13 protein-coding genes are annotated in these 16,844 nt (G+C 64.6%); 11 read left to right on the forward strand and 2 right to left on the reverse strand.

Features of this window, described 5'->3' with window-relative positions; translation table 11 throughout:
• The first annotated feature begins 66 nt into the window (after window positions 1-66).
• The 10 genes from CDO52_RS06860 to CDO52_RS06915 all read left to right on the forward strand — a co-directional run bounded on the left by CDO52_RS06860 (window position 67) and on the right by CDO52_RS06915 (window position 14,486).
• Window positions 67-2,574, forward strand: a complete 2,508-nt coding sequence (locus CDO52_RS06860) for an ATP-binding protein (protein ID WP_094932272.1) — start codon at window positions 67-69, stop codon at window positions 2,572-2,574.
• 77 nt (window positions 2,575-2,651) lie between these two features.
• On the forward strand, window positions 2,652-4,973 hold the full coding sequence (locus tag CDO52_RS06875) for a type IV secretion system protein (protein ID WP_020380411.1): 2,322 nt from the start codon (window positions 2,652-2,654) through the stop codon (window positions 4,971-4,973).
• 77 nt (window positions 4,974-5,050) lie between these two features.
• Window positions 5,051-5,716, forward strand: a complete 666-nt coding sequence (locus tag CDO52_RS06880; protein ID WP_017619859.1) for a hypothetical protein — start codon at window positions 5,051-5,053, stop codon at window positions 5,714-5,716.
• Between the two features lie 72 nt (window positions 5,717-5,788).
• A complete protein-coding gene (locus CDO52_RS06885; RefSeq protein WP_026126010.1) occupies window positions 5,789-6,958 on the forward strand; it encodes a C40 family peptidase in 1,170 nt (389 codons plus the stop codon).
• Window positions 6,959-6,998: 40 nt separating this feature from the next.
• On the forward strand, window positions 6,999-7,790 hold the full coding sequence (locus CDO52_RS27230; protein WP_026126009.1) for a hypothetical protein: 792 nt from the start codon (window positions 6,999-7,001) through the stop codon (window positions 7,788-7,790).
• A 17-nt stretch (window positions 7,791-7,807) separates the two neighbouring features.
• On the forward strand, window positions 7,808-8,302 hold the full coding sequence (locus CDO52_RS27235) for a hypothetical protein (protein ID WP_152471731.1): 495 nt from the start codon (window positions 7,808-7,810) through the stop codon (window positions 8,300-8,302).
• Window positions 8,303-8,352: 50 nt separating this feature from the next.
• Window positions 8,353-9,621, forward strand: coding sequence for a tetrahydrofolate dehydrogenase/cyclohydrolase catalytic domain-containing protein (locus CDO52_RS06900; protein ID WP_083919961.1), 1,269 nt, complete (start codon window positions 8,353-8,355; stop codon window positions 9,619-9,621).
• Between the two features lie 968 nt (window positions 9,622-10,589).
• Window positions 10,590-11,732 carry a M48 family metalloprotease gene (locus CDO52_RS06905; protein WP_232524400.1) on the forward strand — a complete coding sequence of 381 codons (1,143 nt, stop codon included), beginning with the start codon at window positions 10,590-10,592 and terminating at the stop codon, window positions 11,730-11,732.
• A 20-nt stretch (window positions 11,733-11,752) separates the two neighbouring features.
• Window positions 11,753-13,219, forward strand: coding sequence for a type IV secretory system conjugative DNA transfer family protein (locus CDO52_RS06910; protein ID WP_026126007.1), 1,467 nt, complete (start codon window positions 11,753-11,755; stop codon window positions 13,217-13,219).
• Between the two features lie 190 nt (window positions 13,220-13,409).
• Window positions 13,410-14,486, forward strand: coding sequence for a hypothetical protein (locus tag CDO52_RS06915; protein WP_152471730.1), 1,077 nt, complete (start codon window positions 13,410-13,412; stop codon window positions 14,484-14,486).
• 72 nt (window positions 14,487-14,558) lie between these two features.
• Here the strand turns inward: CDO52_RS06915 and CDO52_RS06920 are convergent, their stop codons facing one another.
• Together CDO52_RS06920 and CDO52_RS06925 are read right to left on the reverse strand one after the other, a co-directional pair.
• A complete protein-coding gene (locus tag CDO52_RS06920) occupies window positions 14,559-14,825 on the reverse strand; it encodes a DUF397 domain-containing protein (RefSeq protein ID WP_086003448.1) in 267 nt (88 codons plus the stop codon).
• On the reverse strand, window positions 14,822-15,679 hold the full coding sequence (locus tag CDO52_RS06925) for a helix-turn-helix domain-containing protein (protein ID WP_017619852.1): 858 nt from the start codon (window positions 15,677-15,679) through the stop codon (window positions 14,822-14,824). The genes CDO52_RS06920 and CDO52_RS06925 overlap by 4 nt, the downstream gene beginning before the upstream one ends.
• A gap of 176 nt (window positions 15,680-15,855) precedes the next feature.
• Between CDO52_RS06925 and CDO52_RS06930 the strand changes: the two genes are divergently transcribed.
• Window positions 15,856-16,221 (forward strand): hypothetical protein, encoded by a 366-nt coding sequence (locus CDO52_RS06930; protein ID WP_017619851.1) that lies wholly within the window; start codon window positions 15,856-15,858, stop codon window positions 16,219-16,221.
• Window positions 16,222-16,844 lie beyond the last annotated feature (623 nt).

The following is a 16,844-nucleotide window of genomic DNA, read 5'->3' on the forward strand; positions in this document are numbered from 1 at the left end:
GGCGGAAGAGGGGAAAGGACCGCGCTGCAGCACCACCCACGGCACCATCACCAAGGAGGGCACCCGATGAACGGCAGCAGGAGTGGCAGCCGCCTGGCGGTCCGCTACTTCGACGACCGCATCCTGCTCAGCGACGCGGAAGCCTGGGCCTACTTCCGGCTGCCCAAGGTCTCCTACGAGTTCTCCACCCCCGAGGAACGCGAAGCCCTCGCCACCAACATCACCATCGCCCTCGCCGCCATCCGGATGGACGACGCCGAGGTCCACCTGCGCGTCGCCCACCGCACCTACCCGGCCGCCGAGTGGGCTACCAAGCTCGACGCGACCTCCGACTCCGGTCCCGGCTGGTTCGACTACCTCGACGAGATGTACCGGCACGTGTGGGCCAAGGACTTCTGGACCAAGGAGGTCTACCTCGGCGTGCGGCTCGGCCAGCGCGGCGGGGTGCGCGGGCAGTTCAGCCAGGGTGTCTTCGCCCAGCTGTTCAACGCCTACCAGCGCACCGAGCAGGTGCTGGGCATGGAGGACGACGCGATCGACGACCGCGAGATCGCCCGCTGGACCGACCAGTCCGAGCGCCTCGGCCGGGCGCTGGCGGCCAGTTCGCTGCACGCCCGCCACGCCACCTCCGACCAGCTCGCCTGGCTCATCCGGCACGCCGTGACCGGGACGATCGAGGAACCCCGTACTTCGGCCACCGACCGCCGCACCTGGGGCAAGGGGGAGATCGAGCAGCTCGTCGAGGGCGTGATCCAGAACGGGCGCTCGATGCTCCGCCTCGACCAGCCCTCCGGCTCCACCTACGTCGCCTACCTCTCCTTCTCCCGGTTCCCCGACCTGATGCCGTTCCCCGACGGCGAGCCGTGGCTGCACTTCTCCGACGCGCTGCCGTTCCCCGTTGAGCTCAGCCTGCGGATGAAGCTCATCCCGCCGGCCAAGGCCAGCAAGGACGTCGGCCGCAAGCTCGCCCACGCCCGCGACATGGACGCGCACATCCGCGAGGCCGGGGCCGACCTGCCCATCGCGCTCGCCGAGCAGATCGACGCCGCGCGCATGCTGGAGCACGGCATCACCAAGGAGCGGCTGCCGTTCGTCTACGGCTGGCACCGGCTGATGGTGTCGGCGCCCACCGAGGACCTTCTCAACCAGCGGGTGGAGGCGGTGGTGGAGCACTACCGCGACATCGGCATCGACGTCACCAACTCCACGGGCGACCAGTTCGCGCTGTTCCTGGAGTCCATGCCGGGCGACCGGATCCGGCTCAACGCCTACGCCCAGCGTCAGCCGCTGCGCACGATCGCCGGGGGGATGCCGACCGCCACCGTCGAGGTGGGCGACCGGCACGACCCGGGCGCGGGCGGAGGCGGCTGGACCGGGCCCTACATCGGGGAAACCCTCGGACGGGCGCGCTCGATCGTGCACTTCGACCCGATGGTCGCGGCGGCGCGCAACCGGCCCACGGCCATCGCCATCACCGGGGAGCCGGGCGGTGGGAAGACGACCCTGGCGCTCCTCCTCATCCACCAGCTCGCCTTACGCGGCGTGACGGTGGCGGCCATCGACCCCAAGGGCGACGCCGAGTCCCTCGTCCGCCTCCTCCAGCGGCGCGGGCGCAAGGCGCGGATCATGTCCCTGGGATCGGCCGAGCCCGGCCTGCTCGACCCGTTCTCCTTCGGCGACGACCTCGCGGCGCAGAAGACGATGGCCACCGAAACCCTTCGCCTGCTCCTGCCCAGAATGAGCGAAGAGCGGGAGTCGGCCATGATCCAGGCGGTGGCCGCCGTCGCCAACCAGCCGCGGCCCAGCCTCGACAAGGTCGTCCAGTTCCTGGAGGACTCCGACGACGCGGCGTCGCGCAACCTGGGGGCGGTGCTGCGCTCCATGTCGGAGATGCGGCTGGCGAGCCTGTGCTTCGACCCCCAGGGCGACACCCAGATCGACACCGAGGGGTGGACCACGGTCTTCACCCTCGGCGGGCTCACGCTGCCCGACTCCACCATCCAGCGTGACGACTACTCCTACGAGCAGCGGCTCAGCGTGGCCCTGCTCTACCTGGTCAGCCAGTTCGCCCGGAGACTCATGAACGGGCTCGACCGCCACCTGCCCAAGGCCATCTTCCTGGACGAGGCCTGGGCCGTGACCTCGACACCGGAGGGCGCCAAGCTGGTGCCCGAGGTGTCGCGCATGGGGCGGTCGCGCAACACCGCGCTGATTCTGGTCAGCCAGAACGCGGGTGACCTGCTCAACGAGCAGGTGACCAACTGCCTGTCCAGCGTGTTCACCTTTCGGTCGACCGAACGCCACGAGGTCGAGAGCGTCATGGCCCTGCTCGGGGTTGAGCCCTCCGAGGACCACATGGGCATGCTGCGCAACCTCGGCAACGGCGAGTGCATCTTCCGCGACCTGGACGGCCGCGCGGGACGTATCGCCGTCGACCTGGTGTCCGAGGAGCTGCTGCGGTGGCTCGACACCAACCCGACACGCCAGAGGCCCGACGCGGACGACGATGGCGGTACCGACAGTGCCCTGGTGGGTACCGGTGGCAGTGGTATCGGGACCACAAGGCAGGAGTAGCGGTGAGGACTTGGTCGGCCGGGGCGTTGAGGAACCCGCGCTCTCACTTCGGCAGGCAACTGAAACGACAACTGACCATGGCGCTGCTGGTTCTGGCCTTTGTGCTGGTGCCAATCGGCAGCGTCCAGGCCGCCCCGGTCTGCGAGGGGGAACCTGCCCCCCAGCCGGAGGCGGCGGGCAGCGGCGCGGACGGACTCCTGGTCCCGCCGCAGTCCCAGTCATCCATCGTTGGATCACCTGACGGCCTGCCACCGGACGCGAGCCTGTACGGGCAGTACGGGACGGCCGGGCAGCAGTGGCACGTGATCCGCGAGTCCTGCGTCGACAAGATGGGCTCGGCGGCGGTCGCGACGCTGACCACGACGACGTGGGAGCTGTCCAAGACCATCAACCAGTCGACGATCACCGTCTACCAGGCGGCGACGTCGGACGGGTTGCTCTCGAACTTCAACGACATGGTCGAGGGCGTCATCATCCAGCTTCGCGAAGGCGTGTGGCGCCCCCTCCTGCCCACGATCACCATCCTCGGAGCCGTGTGGCTCGGCTGGTACGGCCTGATCCGTAAACGCCTGACCCTCACCGTCGAGAGCGCGGTGTGGATGGTGCTGGCGACGGCCATAGGTATTTGGATCATGGTGAACCCGGGCCAGATTCTCACCATGGCGAGTAGCGTGGTGAACTCCGGTACCCAGCTGGTGAACACGGCGGTGTCGAAGGTTTCGGTCCCAGGTGCCACGACCGCGTGTCCTGCTGGTGCGACGCCGGTGGAGAAAGCCGAATGGGAATCCGACAGTGACTTCGCCGTTCGACGTAATGCCGACATGCTGTGGAGCAGCCTGGTATGCCAGCCGTGGATTGCGGGGGTGTTCGGCTCTGGCAACGACACAGCCGAGAGCGCTTCTGCGTTCTACGCGGTGGATCTCCTCGAGGCGCAGGGCATCAGCCGTATTGAGCAGAAGCAGCTCGCCGATGGTGAGGTCGAGCCCGAGGAGCTGGTCGCCCAGAAACAGGAGAAGTACGAAGACATCGCCAAGGGCATCGAATCCTCGTACCCGGGCGTCTACCCGCTTTTCGAAGGAGACCAGCAGGGGAGTCGGCTAGGCGTAGCCGCGTTGGCGCTGTTCGCCTCGGTGTTCGCGGGAGGGCTTATTCTCGCGGCGTCGGTTGCCTTGATCGTGTTGAAGATCGGGTTTCTATTGCTCCTCCTGCTCTCACCCATCTTCCTCCTCATCGGCATCCATCCGGGATACGGGCGAACCGTGCTGCTGCGATGGTTCGAGATGATGTTGGGACTGCTGCTCAAGCAGGTCTTCATGGTCCTGCTGATCGCCCTCCTGGTCATGTGCTACGGACTGGTCATGGCGATGAGTATCGGGTGGGGCCTGCAGGTCATCCTGCTCTCCCTCTTCACCGTGGCGCTGTTCATCTACCGCAAGCCGTTCGCGCACCTGTTTGCCTCGGTGAACGCCAACACCTTCACCTCGCGCATGGTCAGCGACGCCGTGGGCAGCAGTGCACTGAGCAAGAGCGCGAACGTCCTGCCGCCGGTCGCCTACATGCGAGGGCAGAAGTGGGGACTTAAGCGCGCGCCGCAGATCGCAGCCGCGGCGAGTGCCGTGCCTGCGGGGGCCGCGAACTCTGGCGGACCGGATACGGCGGCGGAGAGCGTGCGTGGAACGGGCGCGGGCGAGCCCGCCGAGGGCGAAGGAGCCGCTGTTCGTGCGGACACCGGTCGAGCCCGTGGAACCGCTGGTTATGGCCGCGCGCGCGGAAAGTCGGCTCCGCCACCCCTGCATCTGGCCAACAGCGCGGGCGATAGCGATGCGGGGCGTTCCCAGCAGGGAGCACCTACCCAGCGCAGCTCCTCCCAGGCGCCACGGCTCCATGAGGCGGCATCCGGTGGGCTGGGGGCGTCGGCGGGAGCGTCGCATAGCGGAGGCCGTACCGGCCCCATTCCACCCCGTCCTTCCGGTGGATACACGGGAACTGGCGACACGGGTTGGGCATCGGTGTTCGGCACCGACTCCGGCAGCGGTCAACGTGCCGCCAGTGCCGGTGACGACGATCGACCACCTGCGGGCAGCACGGAACGGTCAGCACCCAGCACCGGACAGGGCATCTTCCGAGGGCGAACGGCCACGCCGCCGCAGGGAAATGCGTCGTCGAGGGGCTCCCGGTGGGGCGGGCCGAACACCCGCAAGGACAAGCCGGCGCCCCCACCGCGGCCCCCGCGCCCAGCGCCCGGCGCGCGCCGCGAGGAGGGCGGCAACTGGCTCACGGGCTCGGGCAAGAAGGACAGTGATGCTCCGACAAGCCCCTTCTGGGCCGGTTCGGCAGCCCAGCGCCAGCGCGAGAACAAACGCGACATCCCCTTCTGGCTCCGGGACGAGGACAGCTGATGCCGAAGAAGCGCACCACAAGTAGCCGACGCCTCCCGATTCGACACAGACCGAGCGCCAGATAGGAAGCCCTCGACATGCCCAAGCCCCTCACCGAAGGTCAGCAGCGCCTGTTCTTCGGGGCGCTCGTCGTCGTGCTGGTCGCATTCGGCATCTATTTGAGCCTGGGCGGCTTCAGTGACGGCGGAAACGGCCGGGAGGAACCCACGGGACGGGATCAGGCGCGGGGAGAGTCGGGGCCCACTGGTCAGGGGGCCGACATTCCCGCCACCGTTCCGCCCAGTCCCATCCCGACGACCGCCACCAAGGACATGCAGGTGCTGGAGTGGCTTCCGCTGTCCGAGGACGAGGTGAAGGCTGCCGCCGCGACTGCCCAGGGGTTCGCGGCGGCCTACGGCACGATCGACTACTCGAAGTCTCCTGAGGAGTACTACAAGTCGATGCAGGAGCTGGCGACCAAGAACTACGCGAAGACGCTCGCAAAGAGTTCCGGGGCAACGAGCCTGTGGGAGGAGATGGCCGAGAAGAAGGCCGTCGCCGAGGGACGGGCTGATGTGAAGCTGCTCCAGAGCATCGACAAGGATTCCGTCGTGTTCGTGGTCAAGGTCCAGTCGATCACCGAGGACAAGGACGGATTCAAGGAGGACCTGGGTGACTTCGCCGTCACGGTGGTGAAGAAGGGCGGCGAGTGGCAGGTGTTCGATTTCCAACCCGCTGATGCCGGGAATCGCGGAGACGGTTGATGCCTCGGTTCCCCCACCGTTAGTTCGCCGACTTTCCCCCCTTCGCAGGTACTCGTCTGAGGCAGGTGCCGAGTGATCTCCCTCTTCACAACCCCCATCCCCGACGATCGAGGCTCCGCCATCACTCGCCTCGCCGTGGGCGTTGGTCTAATGGTGGCCGGAACCCTCGCAGCCGCGGTCATCGTTGTCCCCGTGGCTACGTTCAACGCCGGGTTGGGCAGCCTGGTAGGCGGCCTGAAGTGCACCCCGGGTCAGGACGCCGACCAGGCCGCGATGAGCAGCTATGCAGAAGATTCCATCCCGGAGAACTACCTCGAGACCTACAAGAAAGTGGGCAAGGACAAGGGGATCCCCTGGAATGTCCTCGCGGGAATCGGTCAGGTGGAGAGCAAGCACGGCCGTTGGGATGGGCCGGGTATCACCGAGGGGCATAATGACTGGGGTGCGGCCGGGCCGATGCAGTTCGGTGCCAAGGACGGCTCGGCAGCGGGTAACAGCTGGGGTGGCAAGCCGATCATGCCCGTCGAGGACCGGCCTGACAAAGGGTACGGCCAAGACGGTAATGACGACGGAGTCGTCAACGTCTATGACCCTGCCGATGCCATCCCGGCGGCGGCCGACTACCTGATCGCTCACGGTGCCAAGAACGACCTGCGTAAAGCGATCTTCGGTTACAACCACGCCTGGTGGTACGTGGACGACGTCATGGAGTGGGCGGAGAAGTACGCGGACGGCGGTTTTGACGTCAGCTCCGCCATCGATGTGGCCGTCAACTGTGAAATGACCGCGGATGGTGCCCCCATCGGGCAGGCACCCGACAAATACTCCCAGGCCGTAGTCGACTGGGCGATGGCACAACGCGGGAAGCCCTACCTCTACGGTGGCACTGGCCCCAACGCATTCGACTGCTCCGGCCTGCTGCTCAAGGCGTACGAGAGCATCGGTGTCTCGATTCCTCGGATCTCCCAGGATCAGTGGAAGTTCGGCCCCAAGATCAAGAAGGGCGAGGAGCAGCCAGGGGACTTCGTGTTCTTCGATGTCTCGCGCTCAAACGAGCCTCCGGGGCCAGGGCATGTCGGCATGGTGATCGGCGATGGGCTGATGGTTGAGGCCAGGTGCACCAACTGTGGCCCGATCGCCACCCGGCCGTACGATGCCCCTGGCAGGGCGCCGATCCTGGGCTTCACCAGGCCGCTGGAGCACCCCGACGTGAAGGCGCAGTTGGCGGCCCAGGGTAAGTAGACGCCCAACGCGGCACCTTCCCCGACCATGAGGATCGAATATGCCTGAAAGAGACGATACCCCGCAGAAGAAAGTGGGCCTGCACGGGTGGCGAGCATTTCTTGTCGTCTTCGCCTCGGGTACGTTGGCCGCCTTTCTTGTCGTCGGGATGGTCGTTGGGGTCGTGAAGTCGATCTTCAGTCTGGGTTCTGATGTCGCTGACTCGGCCACAAACCAGGGCGGTGGAGTCGCCGCCGGGGCGACCGGGGCGCCGCACACCTCCCTTGAACCTGGGAAACTGAACCTCTGCAAGACAAGCATCCCGTCAATTTCACGTCTGAACGCTAGTCGTGTGGATTCACGACAAGGGTATGTGGACTCGGCTCAGGAAGACGGGTATAGCAGCGATGACATCAGGACCGTTTCTGATGACTGCGACTGGAAACTCGTCCCCGAGTACAATTCCGTCTACCCGTGGGACTTCGACTTTTCCTACGAAGCAACCATCACCTCTCCGGGTAAGGAGACGCCCGTCGAGATCGCTTCCCACCAGTTCGAAGACCGCGCGAAGGGGCTGGAGTCCGGCGTCGCATCGGTTGAGGACGAGGGAGAGGGCGCATTTTCTGAGTTCACCGATCGTTCGTACTTCGTCTATGGAGCGTCCGGCAGCGATAGCGACAAGACGACGTACGTCCTCCTTGCTCAAGTCAAGTCTGTCGTGTACGAAGTCCGGATGGATGCGACGTCCGACGACTCGACGTCTTCCCTCGTTCCGAAGAGCGCCTTCGAGAGTGAAGTCAAGAAGCTGGCTTCCCGGATGGAAGTCGATCTAGGAATCTGGGTTCCCGAGTAAAAGAAGGAGTGCTCATAGTGGGATTGGACCATCCGGTTGCTGTTGAAACATTCCCCGACGGGGCCAGGCGCATTATTGCCGCCGTGTACTGGAGGCATCGACTCGGTGGAGAGGCCCACTGCCTCGGTCGAGTCTTTTTCTCTCCCGGAGGAAGGGTGCCGGTCGTAGAGCTTTCTGCACTGAGAACTAGCCCGTTTGAATATCAGTTGGGAAGTGACTACTCGTCAGCCGCCAGTCGGCTCATCGATATCTTGGCGGAGATCGGGGAAGTGATACCCGATGATGCGGTGTGGATTGAGCATTACGGCCGCTTCTCGTCTTATGGCTTTCCTGATGATGAGGGGTACATCCTCATCCCCTTGCACCGAGGTGTCGACGGTGTCTCGGATGATATCCGGGAGCACCGCGAGCTTCCGCCACAGGAAGCCATCGAGATCCTGGAAGGCCTTCCGACGTCGACGGTGGAGGAAGACGTCGTCAAGGTGGGCCTTGAGGGAATTAAATACTGGTGAACAGAGAGATATCTGGGCGGTCCATCCTTCGCCATGTGCGAAGTGAATATATGGGGTACCGGAAAGACATCGTAAGAAGCGGAAAGATTGTTGAAATAATTCGCTTCGAAAGTGATTCAGGTGTACCTGATGTTCGCCGAAGGTTGGAGGCGGCCAGGGTTTCCGCTGAGCAGAAATCGAAAAATCTATCGTCTATCGGTTTCGGCGTTCGAGAAGAAATCCTTGATTATGATTCTCCCATCAATGATCTATTGGAAAGGGTGGACGTAGCAAATTCGAGTCCAGAGGTAACTGGTATCATTGTGCAGATGCCTGTTCGGCATCCGCTGGGGCGTGCGATTTCTGAAATTTCCCCGGACAAGGATATCGATGCGTTGACGGGCGAGAGATCGCCGTACCGTTCCTGTGCCACTGCTGACGGCATCGTCCGAGTAGCGGATCCATTCCTGGATGATTCGTCTGTCACGGCTGTGGTCGGCGGAAGGGGATTCGTTGGGCAGGGAGTCGTCGGTCTCCTCCGTGACCGAGGGATTGAACCGATAGTCCTGGACATCGGTGATGACCTGGGTGTCGTACGGCAGGCTGACGTCGTGATCTCCGCTACCGGAAGCCCAGGGACACTGGGGCGAGAGCATCTGCACTCGGGCCACCGTCTCGTCATCGACTCCGGGTTCGTCCCGCAGGAAGACGGGGCCATATCGGGGGACGTTCGTAAGGATGCTGCCTTCCTTCCGGAGGTCATCACTCCGGTTCCTGGAGGGGTCGGGCCGGTAGAGATGGCTGTGCTGATGGAAAGAGCCGTTCAGAAGGAAGTTGATCCATCGATTCCATCATGGAAAGTTTCGATGGATGTAGTACGTGATAGGTACCAGGAGCATTCCCCCCGCGATCCGGGACAACAGGACCTCATGCACCACACATTCGTCGTCCCTGGCCAGGGGTATCCAAATCTCCCTGAGTATTCCCGCCACCCGCCTGAAGCAGCATCAGCGGATCTCGGCGCGAGCGTTGGTCACCCAGCGTCGGAGGTGACAGACCGAACGGTCGCGTCCGAGAGTCCGTATGCTTCGGGTGGAGAGCCTGGAAAATCAGGTGCGACGGTCGCAACCCCTGGGTCCGCGGAAGGACGAGAATCGCGTGAACGGGCAGCACGGAGTCACCGACTCGCGGAGAGGTTGCGTCAGTTCGCGCAGGAGCGCCGCGAACAGCCTGAACAGAGGGAAGCCTCCCGCGCAGATGCGTCCGAGGAACGCCTTCGGTCGAGGAACGATACTGAGCGACTACAGGCACGTGGACCGGACGGCCCGACCTTGGCTTAGACAGTGATCATGTCGCTGAATCCCAGCCTTTCGATGATGTAATGGCCCTCGCTGCCGGAGCAAGTGAACCCGTCGGCCGTACCTGATCTGTATTTCTTCGAGATTGACATGTCGGGTTATATTCGGTCACGCTGTCCGGCGTGAATGCTGAGAGTGTGGCGGTTCTCCGAGCGGAGTTGGCAAGACTCGCTGATCGAGTCGAAGGGCTTGAAGCCATTCAGGATCAAGTTGAGGCACTGGCCGACCAGCTGTCGGAGGACTCTCACACGAGGCCGCCGCACCGTGCGGAGAAGGACGCGGTGGCGTGGCAGGATCTGGACTCGGACGCAGCAAGGTGCGTGTTCAACGAGCTGCGGGAGTGGATGACGTCGGTGCTTGTGCACCATCCGCGGGTAGGGGAAGCGCTGCGCCCCTGTTGGTACCGGCATCCCGCTGTCGTTCAGGTCCTTCTCGACACCTACGCCGGTTGGAACCGTGCTTACCGCAGCCCTGGTCGGTCCGACTCTGTGCTGTGGGCGCTCGACTGGTCGCAGCGCCATCTTCCTCACCTGGAACAGTTCCTCGCACGAGACCTCGCGCAGTGCACCCAGGTACGCCATGACCCTGACCATGTCCCCATGCCCCGGATGGATGAGTCGGACGTTGAGTCATACATCGCATGGTGGACCCGCGATCGCACTCGCGTATCCGAACCCTCCGGTCAGTGGCTAGAGGAAGCGCCATAGCTCACGCTCTCGGTAGCAGCAGAAGCGGTAGAGCGATGGGGTCCGTTGCCGGACGGAAACACAAGGAGCGTGGAAAAGCGGATGTTCTGCGACAGCTGCGGAACCCGGTTGGAATCCAGATCCACTTCCTGTCAGCGCTGTTCGACTCAGCTGGTTTCTCCGGCACCGACCGAACGCCTACGGGCACGACAGGTCCAGGCGGCGACACGAATCCAGAAGCTGAGCGGAGGGGTACGGCGGTCGGTGAGCGCAGTGGCCGGCCGTAACCTCCGAGGCAATGCCGCAGGACTCATCGCGGCGTGGTTCAATCTTCCGTTCGCGCTGTTCCTCGCAGCGGTCGGCGCTATCGCGGGCGGGCTCATTGGGGTGGTGTCAGGAACGATCGCCGGCCCCGGCATGTCGACCCGGATGACGGTGCTGCTGAACGTGCTGCTCCCCTTCCCCGTCAATGTCGAGGACCTTCTCCCCACGGCCGCCTTCCAGATCGGCGGGGTGATCGGTGGAATACTCGGTTTCCTCAATGGTGCCTGGGTCATGGTGTGGCTGGTGTACTCGGACTTCTGGCGCCTTCTCTACGAAGGAGACCCGTCCTGGCCGCTCGCGGCGGTGGCGGGTCAGGTGATAACAGCACTCTTCGTCGCCGTTCTCTACACCTTCTATTCGATGACCTGTGAGGGGTGGCGACTGCGCATTACCGGGGCGCGGCGACCGAGTCGCCGTGAGGCGCAATGGCTGATCCCGCTCATGGCGGAGGCGGCCCGCCGACTCGGCTCCCCTGGCGTGCCGGTTCTGCTGATTGACGACAGCCGTGAGCCGAACGCCACCACCTGGACCCGGCACATCGTCGTCAACCAGGGCCTGATCGACTTCCTTCGTTACGACGAGGAAGCAATGGCGGGCATCCTCGCCCACGAGATCGTCCACTGGAAGAACGGCGACGCAGTCGTGATGGCCTGGGGTAAAGGCCTCGCCTTGCCCCTATACGTCGTCTACGAGATAGCGGTCAAGGTCCAGCAGGCTGCGCGCTGGGGTGTGCTGCGTTTTCTGGTCTGGGCCGTGCTCTGGAGTGTGTACGTCACGGTCGACAAGATCGTCATGCCACTGCACGCCGCCGAGTGGCGTCGCTGCGAGTACCGCGCCGACGCGGAGGCGAAGGCGGCTGGATACGGCGATGGCCTCTATCGGGCTCTGGCCTGGCTGCGTCAGGGATTCGATGGCGCCCGGTCAGGGTGGGATGCCTCGATTCTCGCCACCCATCCGCCCACCGAACTGCGCCTGGAAGCGCTGGAGAGTCCCCACGGCCACTACCCGATAGCGGGCACACCGTCGATGGTTCGACGGACACCGCAGGCAACCATGGTCCGAACCGGACCGGACAAGGACTAGGAAGCGCGGCGAGACGACCGATGCATACGTTCGCGCCGACACCGGCTGTTCGGCTCCGCCCTGAGCACCGGGTATACCTCGGCCTCGACCCCCATGATGGATACAAACGCGTGTGGTCCAAGCCCTCGGACTCTGTCGGTGTCGTAGGGCCGCCGCGTTATGGCAAGACCTCGGGGGTCATCATTCCAGCGTTGCTGTATTGGGCGGGACCGGCAGTGTCGACCTCCACCCGTGGCGACATCCTGGACTTCTGCGGAAACTGGCGCGGGAGGATCGCCTCGGGAAACGGCGGCCGTGTCTACGTCTACGACCCCTTCGAGAGCGAGCACCGGGCGACGTCGATCCGCTGGTCCCCACTGGCCGAGTGTGAGGATCCCAGCGTCTGCTTTCGGCGTGTACAGGCGATGACGGCCGTGGCTGGGCGAGGGCTGAGCGATGGCGAGCATTGGCGCTCCGGGGCCGCGATGATCCTGCGCGGACTGTTCCACGCGGCTGCGCTAGCCGGTGATTCGATATCGGAAGTCCGTCGCTGGCTGGCCCGCCAGGAGGTACGTCGTCCCGCTCAGACCATCCGGGCGCACCAGAGTGCGGCCGAGGGGTGGGCCGATGATCTGGAGGCGGTGAAGCTGCTGGGGGAGCGCGAACGTGGCAGCTTTTACTCGGTGGCTCGGAACTGCCTGGAGGCGACCGCCGAGCCGCGCGTGCTGGAAACGTGTTCCGCCACAGACCTTGATGTCGACCACTTCCTTCAGACCAATTCCACCCTCTTCATCGTGGGACCGAGCCATTTTCAGGACGTGGTTGCCCCGATGATCGTTGGGCTTATCGATTCGATCGCCCAACGGGCCGCCGAACTCGCGGCAGCGCAGGGTGGCCGACTCGCCCGGCCGCTGTTGCTCGCCCTGGACGAGGTCGCCAACATCGCCCCGCTGAAGAGCCTGCCCACTCTCGTGTCAGAAGGGGGAGGCCGCGGGATCATCACGCTGTGGGCCGCGCAGTCGCTAGCGCAACTGCGCGCCCGCTACGGCGCGGAGGAGCAGCAGGCGATCCTGACGGCCACCACCGCCAAGATCATCTATGGCGGGATGTCGAACGACAGCGACCTGCGCAATATCTCGGCCTGGGCTGGGGAACACAGCGTCCCTGAGCTCACCTTCCACGCGGCGGGTATGGATCCGGCCTTTGCCGCTCCCGACCGACTGAATCGGCCCGGAGAGTGGAACAGTTCTCGCGCGATTGACGGCGCCAATCCGGCGTACGGGGCCGGCGGCCAAGGCGGCTTGGGCAGTCCTGCCGACGCGGCGCGCCAGCACTCGATCGGCTCGTCTTACAGGCCGGTTCTGCCCGTTGAGGTGATACAGCAGATGCCGCCACACAATGCCTGGCTGTGGTGGCAGTCCGAGCCACCGATGCAGGTTGAGACCCGCCCGGCCGGGTTGGTCCCGGAGTACCGGGATGTCAGCGGGTACACCCCGGCTGGCGGATGACGGACGGATGATGAACGAGCACATGCAGCCCCCCGCACCCTCCGAGTCGTCCGCACCGCCACCCTGTTCTCAATGCGGAGCCCCTGCGGCGCGGGCGTCGTCACGCTTCTGCCGGAATTGCGGCACGCCGCTGGCGACGGCGATTGCTGCACCGGTTGCTCCTAGCCCAGTGGAGCCTCGGGCCGAGGAGGTGTACGCGTCCGAAGAGAAGAGGGGCAGGAAGAGGACCGCGCGGCGGCTCGTGGTGATCGGCGGGATTGCCGCCGTCCTGGTCCTGCTGGCGGCAGGACAGCGATTGGTGCAGGATCAGCTCTCCAGCCCCGAAGAACCGGTTCGGGAACTGTTGGGCCTGCTAGCTGAGGGGAAGGCCGACGCCATCGCTGACCTCATGGGTGTCGACTCTCCGCTGATGACCGACGCGGCATTGAAAGACGGGTACACGCCACCGGACGACTTGGCCATCACCGAAGTGACCTATGGAAACGCGGCGGGCAGCGAAATCGAGGACACTCGGCGCCCCGTGCGTGACTCCGCTGTGGTGGACGTGAGGATCAGGATCGGTGAGGAGACCAGCAAGGCGCGGATCTACGTCAGACGAGAGAGCGTCGGATGGTTGCGTGAATGGGAACTGGGCGACCGAATCGACGGTCTGCTGGGCCAGGCGCGGCTCCTGAACGCACACATCGACCGGCTTGAACTGGCCTCCACGGTCGTCGAGACGGGCGGAGGTTCCCTCGGCGGACTCGCCAGAAGGCAGGGCGAGGTCACTCTGCTGCCCGGTACCTATACGGTCAGCGTGCCGGACACGCACCCGCTCTTCGGGGGCATGACCACCGAAGTGGTCCTACAGCCAGGCGAACAAGCCCAGAGGGAGTCGCCCTTCGAGACGACCGAACTGAAAGTCAAGCCTGAGGCTGTCGCCGAGGTGAAGAGCCAGGTCAGCGACCACCTTCGGAAATGCGCTGAGAGCACCATGCTCAACCCGCCCGGATGCCCGTTCAACGTCGACCGCGGAGGGACGTACCGGACGGTCGAAGACGTCGAGTGGACGATCATCGACGAACCCCAGATCGAGGTGAGCGCGGCCCCGATCGACAGCGGAAACGTGCCTGCCGTTGTGTCGACCACGGACCCGGGCAAGGCAGAGGTTGAGTTCACCTATAGCTACGGTGACGGAGACGCACAGAAGAAAGTCGTGGAGGTCTCCGTCGAGGGATCCGTGCGTGTGGACAAGGAGGGAGAGATCCGCTGGAGTCGTAGCGGTTGAGGTTCCTGACGCAGCGGACCTGTCCTAGCCCGGTTCTCCTCGTCTGAGCCGGGAACGCGATCCGCCAGGTGATCATCCGCGGTCAGGTCTCTTCAGTCTTCCGATGAATCGCGACCACTCTGAGGAGCCGAAGCCAAGCATCGCGAGGCTTGGGTTCTTAGAGTCACGAATGAAACTTCCTGTGTCAGCGTGCGAGGCTACCTCTACGCACTCTTCGCCTTTGGCGCTGCTGTAGCTACTCTTACGCCAGTTCATGGTGACCTCCACACAATCCTGGGTGTCACCTCCGCTGTGGCTGCTCTTCGTCCACTGGAGGGGGCGGGTCATCGTGCTGCTCATTCCACTAGCCGGTTCACGAGGCTGGCTATGAGCTCATAGGAGTCTTCGGCACTCAGCACCAACTCTCGCAGCCTGTCGAAGATAAGCGTATAACTCGCGATTTCGTCTGGTTCTTCTAGGAACAGGCCATTATGAGCGCTATCGATAAAGACCACTGGCTCTTCGTCTTCCGACGGGAAGCTCAGGATGGCGAACTGGCCGGTCAGGGCCGGGTGCGATCCGGCCGTGTCGGGGAGGACCTGGACCTTGGCCTTGCCGCGCTTACCGACTTCGACTAGGTGCAGCAACTGCTCTGCCATCGCGCTAGGCCGACCGATGACCTTGTTGAGGGCAGCCTGATCGATGATGGCGTGGATGCTTGGAGAGTCGCTGCGGCCCAAGATCTCCTGACGCGCTCTGCGGGCTTCGAGACGGCGGGTGATCTCAGCATCGTCTGTGATATCGGCACCGCGGAAGATCGCCTCTGCATAGCTAGAGGTTTGCAGCAGCCCAGGGACCAGCATCCCGCTGTAGAAGCGGAGCTCGGAGGCTCCAGCTTCCAAGCTGGTGTACGACCCTGGCCCGAGGACGTCTGAGTAGCGTGCCCACCAGCCCCGAGTGCTGGCCTGTCTGGCCATAGCAACGAGGGCGTCGACTCTCCTGCGGTCGGCCACACCATAGAAGTCGGCTAGGCGTCGGACGTCCGCCTCCTTCAGGCGTTTCCACTCGCCGCGTTCGAGCCGATGCACCTTGGTGCGGTTCCACCTCATGGCATCGGCGACCTCGTATGCGTTCTTCCCGGAGGCTTCACGCATGCGCTTGAGCTCGGCGGACACACGCCGATGCCGGACGGTCTGGCGGGACAAGTCGGTCATAGCGCCCTTTCTGAGGGAGGCCCGTTGTCTAGCGATCCTAGGCACACGGATGAGCGAAGAAAATAGCCATGGCTTTATAGAATCGGTTGAAATTTAGCCATGGCTACGTACGCTGAGATGTGAGAGGTCGATCACAGCAAGCGATCGACTCCCCAGCATCCCAGGTGGTGACCTGTATGCCCAATTACTTCTCTCCCTCATCCTCGCCCCTGCAGCCCCTCCAGGCCCTCGCCAAGGAACTGGAAGCGCGGCGACTCGGGGCGACCATCGACGCCTCGGTCTCCGTGGTCGATGCCTATGTCCTCCCCGACTCCTCCCGCTGGCAGCAGGGGCTGCGCCGAGCATGCGCCCACTACACCCAGCGCGCGATCCTGCGGCCCGACCCCGTCAACGCTCACCCGTGGTGGTGGCTGCTGTGGCCGGGGGAGCGGTTCAACAACGAGACCGTCGAACCCGAGGTGATCCGCCTCCTCCCCGTCGAAGAGATCGACGAGACCGCGCGACGAATCCGCAACATCCTCATCCTCGACAGCACTGAATAACGCGCCAGAAACCTATCCCACAGACGCTGCGGCCAGCTGCCGAACGTGCAGGGGAAGAGCTGTCCGCTGAGCGCCACCCGGGTGTCCGTCCCGCACGAGGGGACGCGGGACGGACACCCCCTCCACGTTCGACGCCGTTCCACACCCCCGGGAGGGGAAGAAGCATGACCGCACAACCCCTACGCCGGCGCACAGCCACCCCAGCCGAACCCGAACACGCCGGCCAATTCACAACGCGCCAGGCCGCCCATCACGCCGGAACAGCTCGCCTGACACCCCGAAAGTCCACTCGCCATCGGCGCTACGCCGACGCGCCCCCACCCGCCAGCACATCGGACAGATCACGCCTCCCCGGCCCCGGCCGCTATGCCCCGACTCCAACGATTCCTCGCCAGGCCCCGCGCCAGTCCCGAACGCGTCCACCAGCACACATCGGCGCTCCCACTCGCGCCACCGCCTCCGCACAGTCGAGACGGACGCCGCGTCCCACCCAGCACTCCAGCGCAGACCGTAGACGTTCCTACCTCGCCAACAAGCACCGCATCCTCCGCGAGACTGCAGGCCCGACCCGCGCGCTGTTCTGTCTCTGGGACGAGCTGCCCTACTCCTGCACCATGCTCGCC

Source organism: Nocardiopsis gilva YIM 90087 (genome assembly GCF_002263495.1).
GTDB lineage: Bacteria > Actinomycetota > Actinomycetes > Streptosporangiales > Streptosporangiaceae > Nocardiopsis_C > Nocardiopsis_C gilva.

What these genes read in the sequence shown, in the direction of transcription:
- CDO52_RS06860 (WP_094932272.1), top strand. Translation starts at nt 67, where the DNA reads ATGAACGGCAGCAGGAGTGGCAGCCGCCTGGCGGTCCGCTACTTCGAC.
- CDO52_RS06875 (WP_020380411.1), top strand. Translation starts at nt 2,652, where the DNA reads ATGGCGCTGCTGGTTCTGGCCTTTGTGCTGGTGCCAATCGGCAGCGTC.
- CDO52_RS06880 (WP_017619859.1), top strand. Translation starts at nt 5,051, where the DNA reads ATGCCCAAGCCCCTCACCGAAGGTCAGCAGCGCCTGTTCTTCGGGGCG.
- CDO52_RS27230 (WP_026126009.1), top strand. Translation starts at nt 6,999, where the DNA reads ATGCCTGAAAGAGACGATACCCCGCAGAAGAAAGTGGGCCTGCACGGG.
- CDO52_RS06900 (WP_083919961.1), top strand. Translation starts at nt 8,353, where the DNA reads ATGGGGTACCGGAAAGACATCGTAAGAAGCGGAAAGATTGTTGAAATA.
- CDO52_RS06910 (WP_026126007.1), top strand. Translation starts at nt 11,753, where the DNA reads ATGCATACGTTCGCGCCGACACCGGCTGTTCGGCTCCGCCCTGAGCAC.
- CDO52_RS06920 (WP_086003448.1), bottom strand. Translation starts at nt 14,825, where the DNA reads ATGAGCAGCACGATGACCCGCCCCCTCCAGTGGACGAAGAGCAGCCAC.
- CDO52_RS06925 (WP_017619852.1), bottom strand. Translation starts at nt 15,679, where the DNA reads ATGACCGACTTGTCCCGCCAGACCGTCCGGCATCGGCGTGTGTCCGCC.
- CDO52_RS06930 (WP_017619851.1), top strand. Translation starts at nt 15,856, where the DNA reads ATGCCCAATTACTTCTCTCCCTCATCCTCGCCCCTGCAGCCCCTCCAG.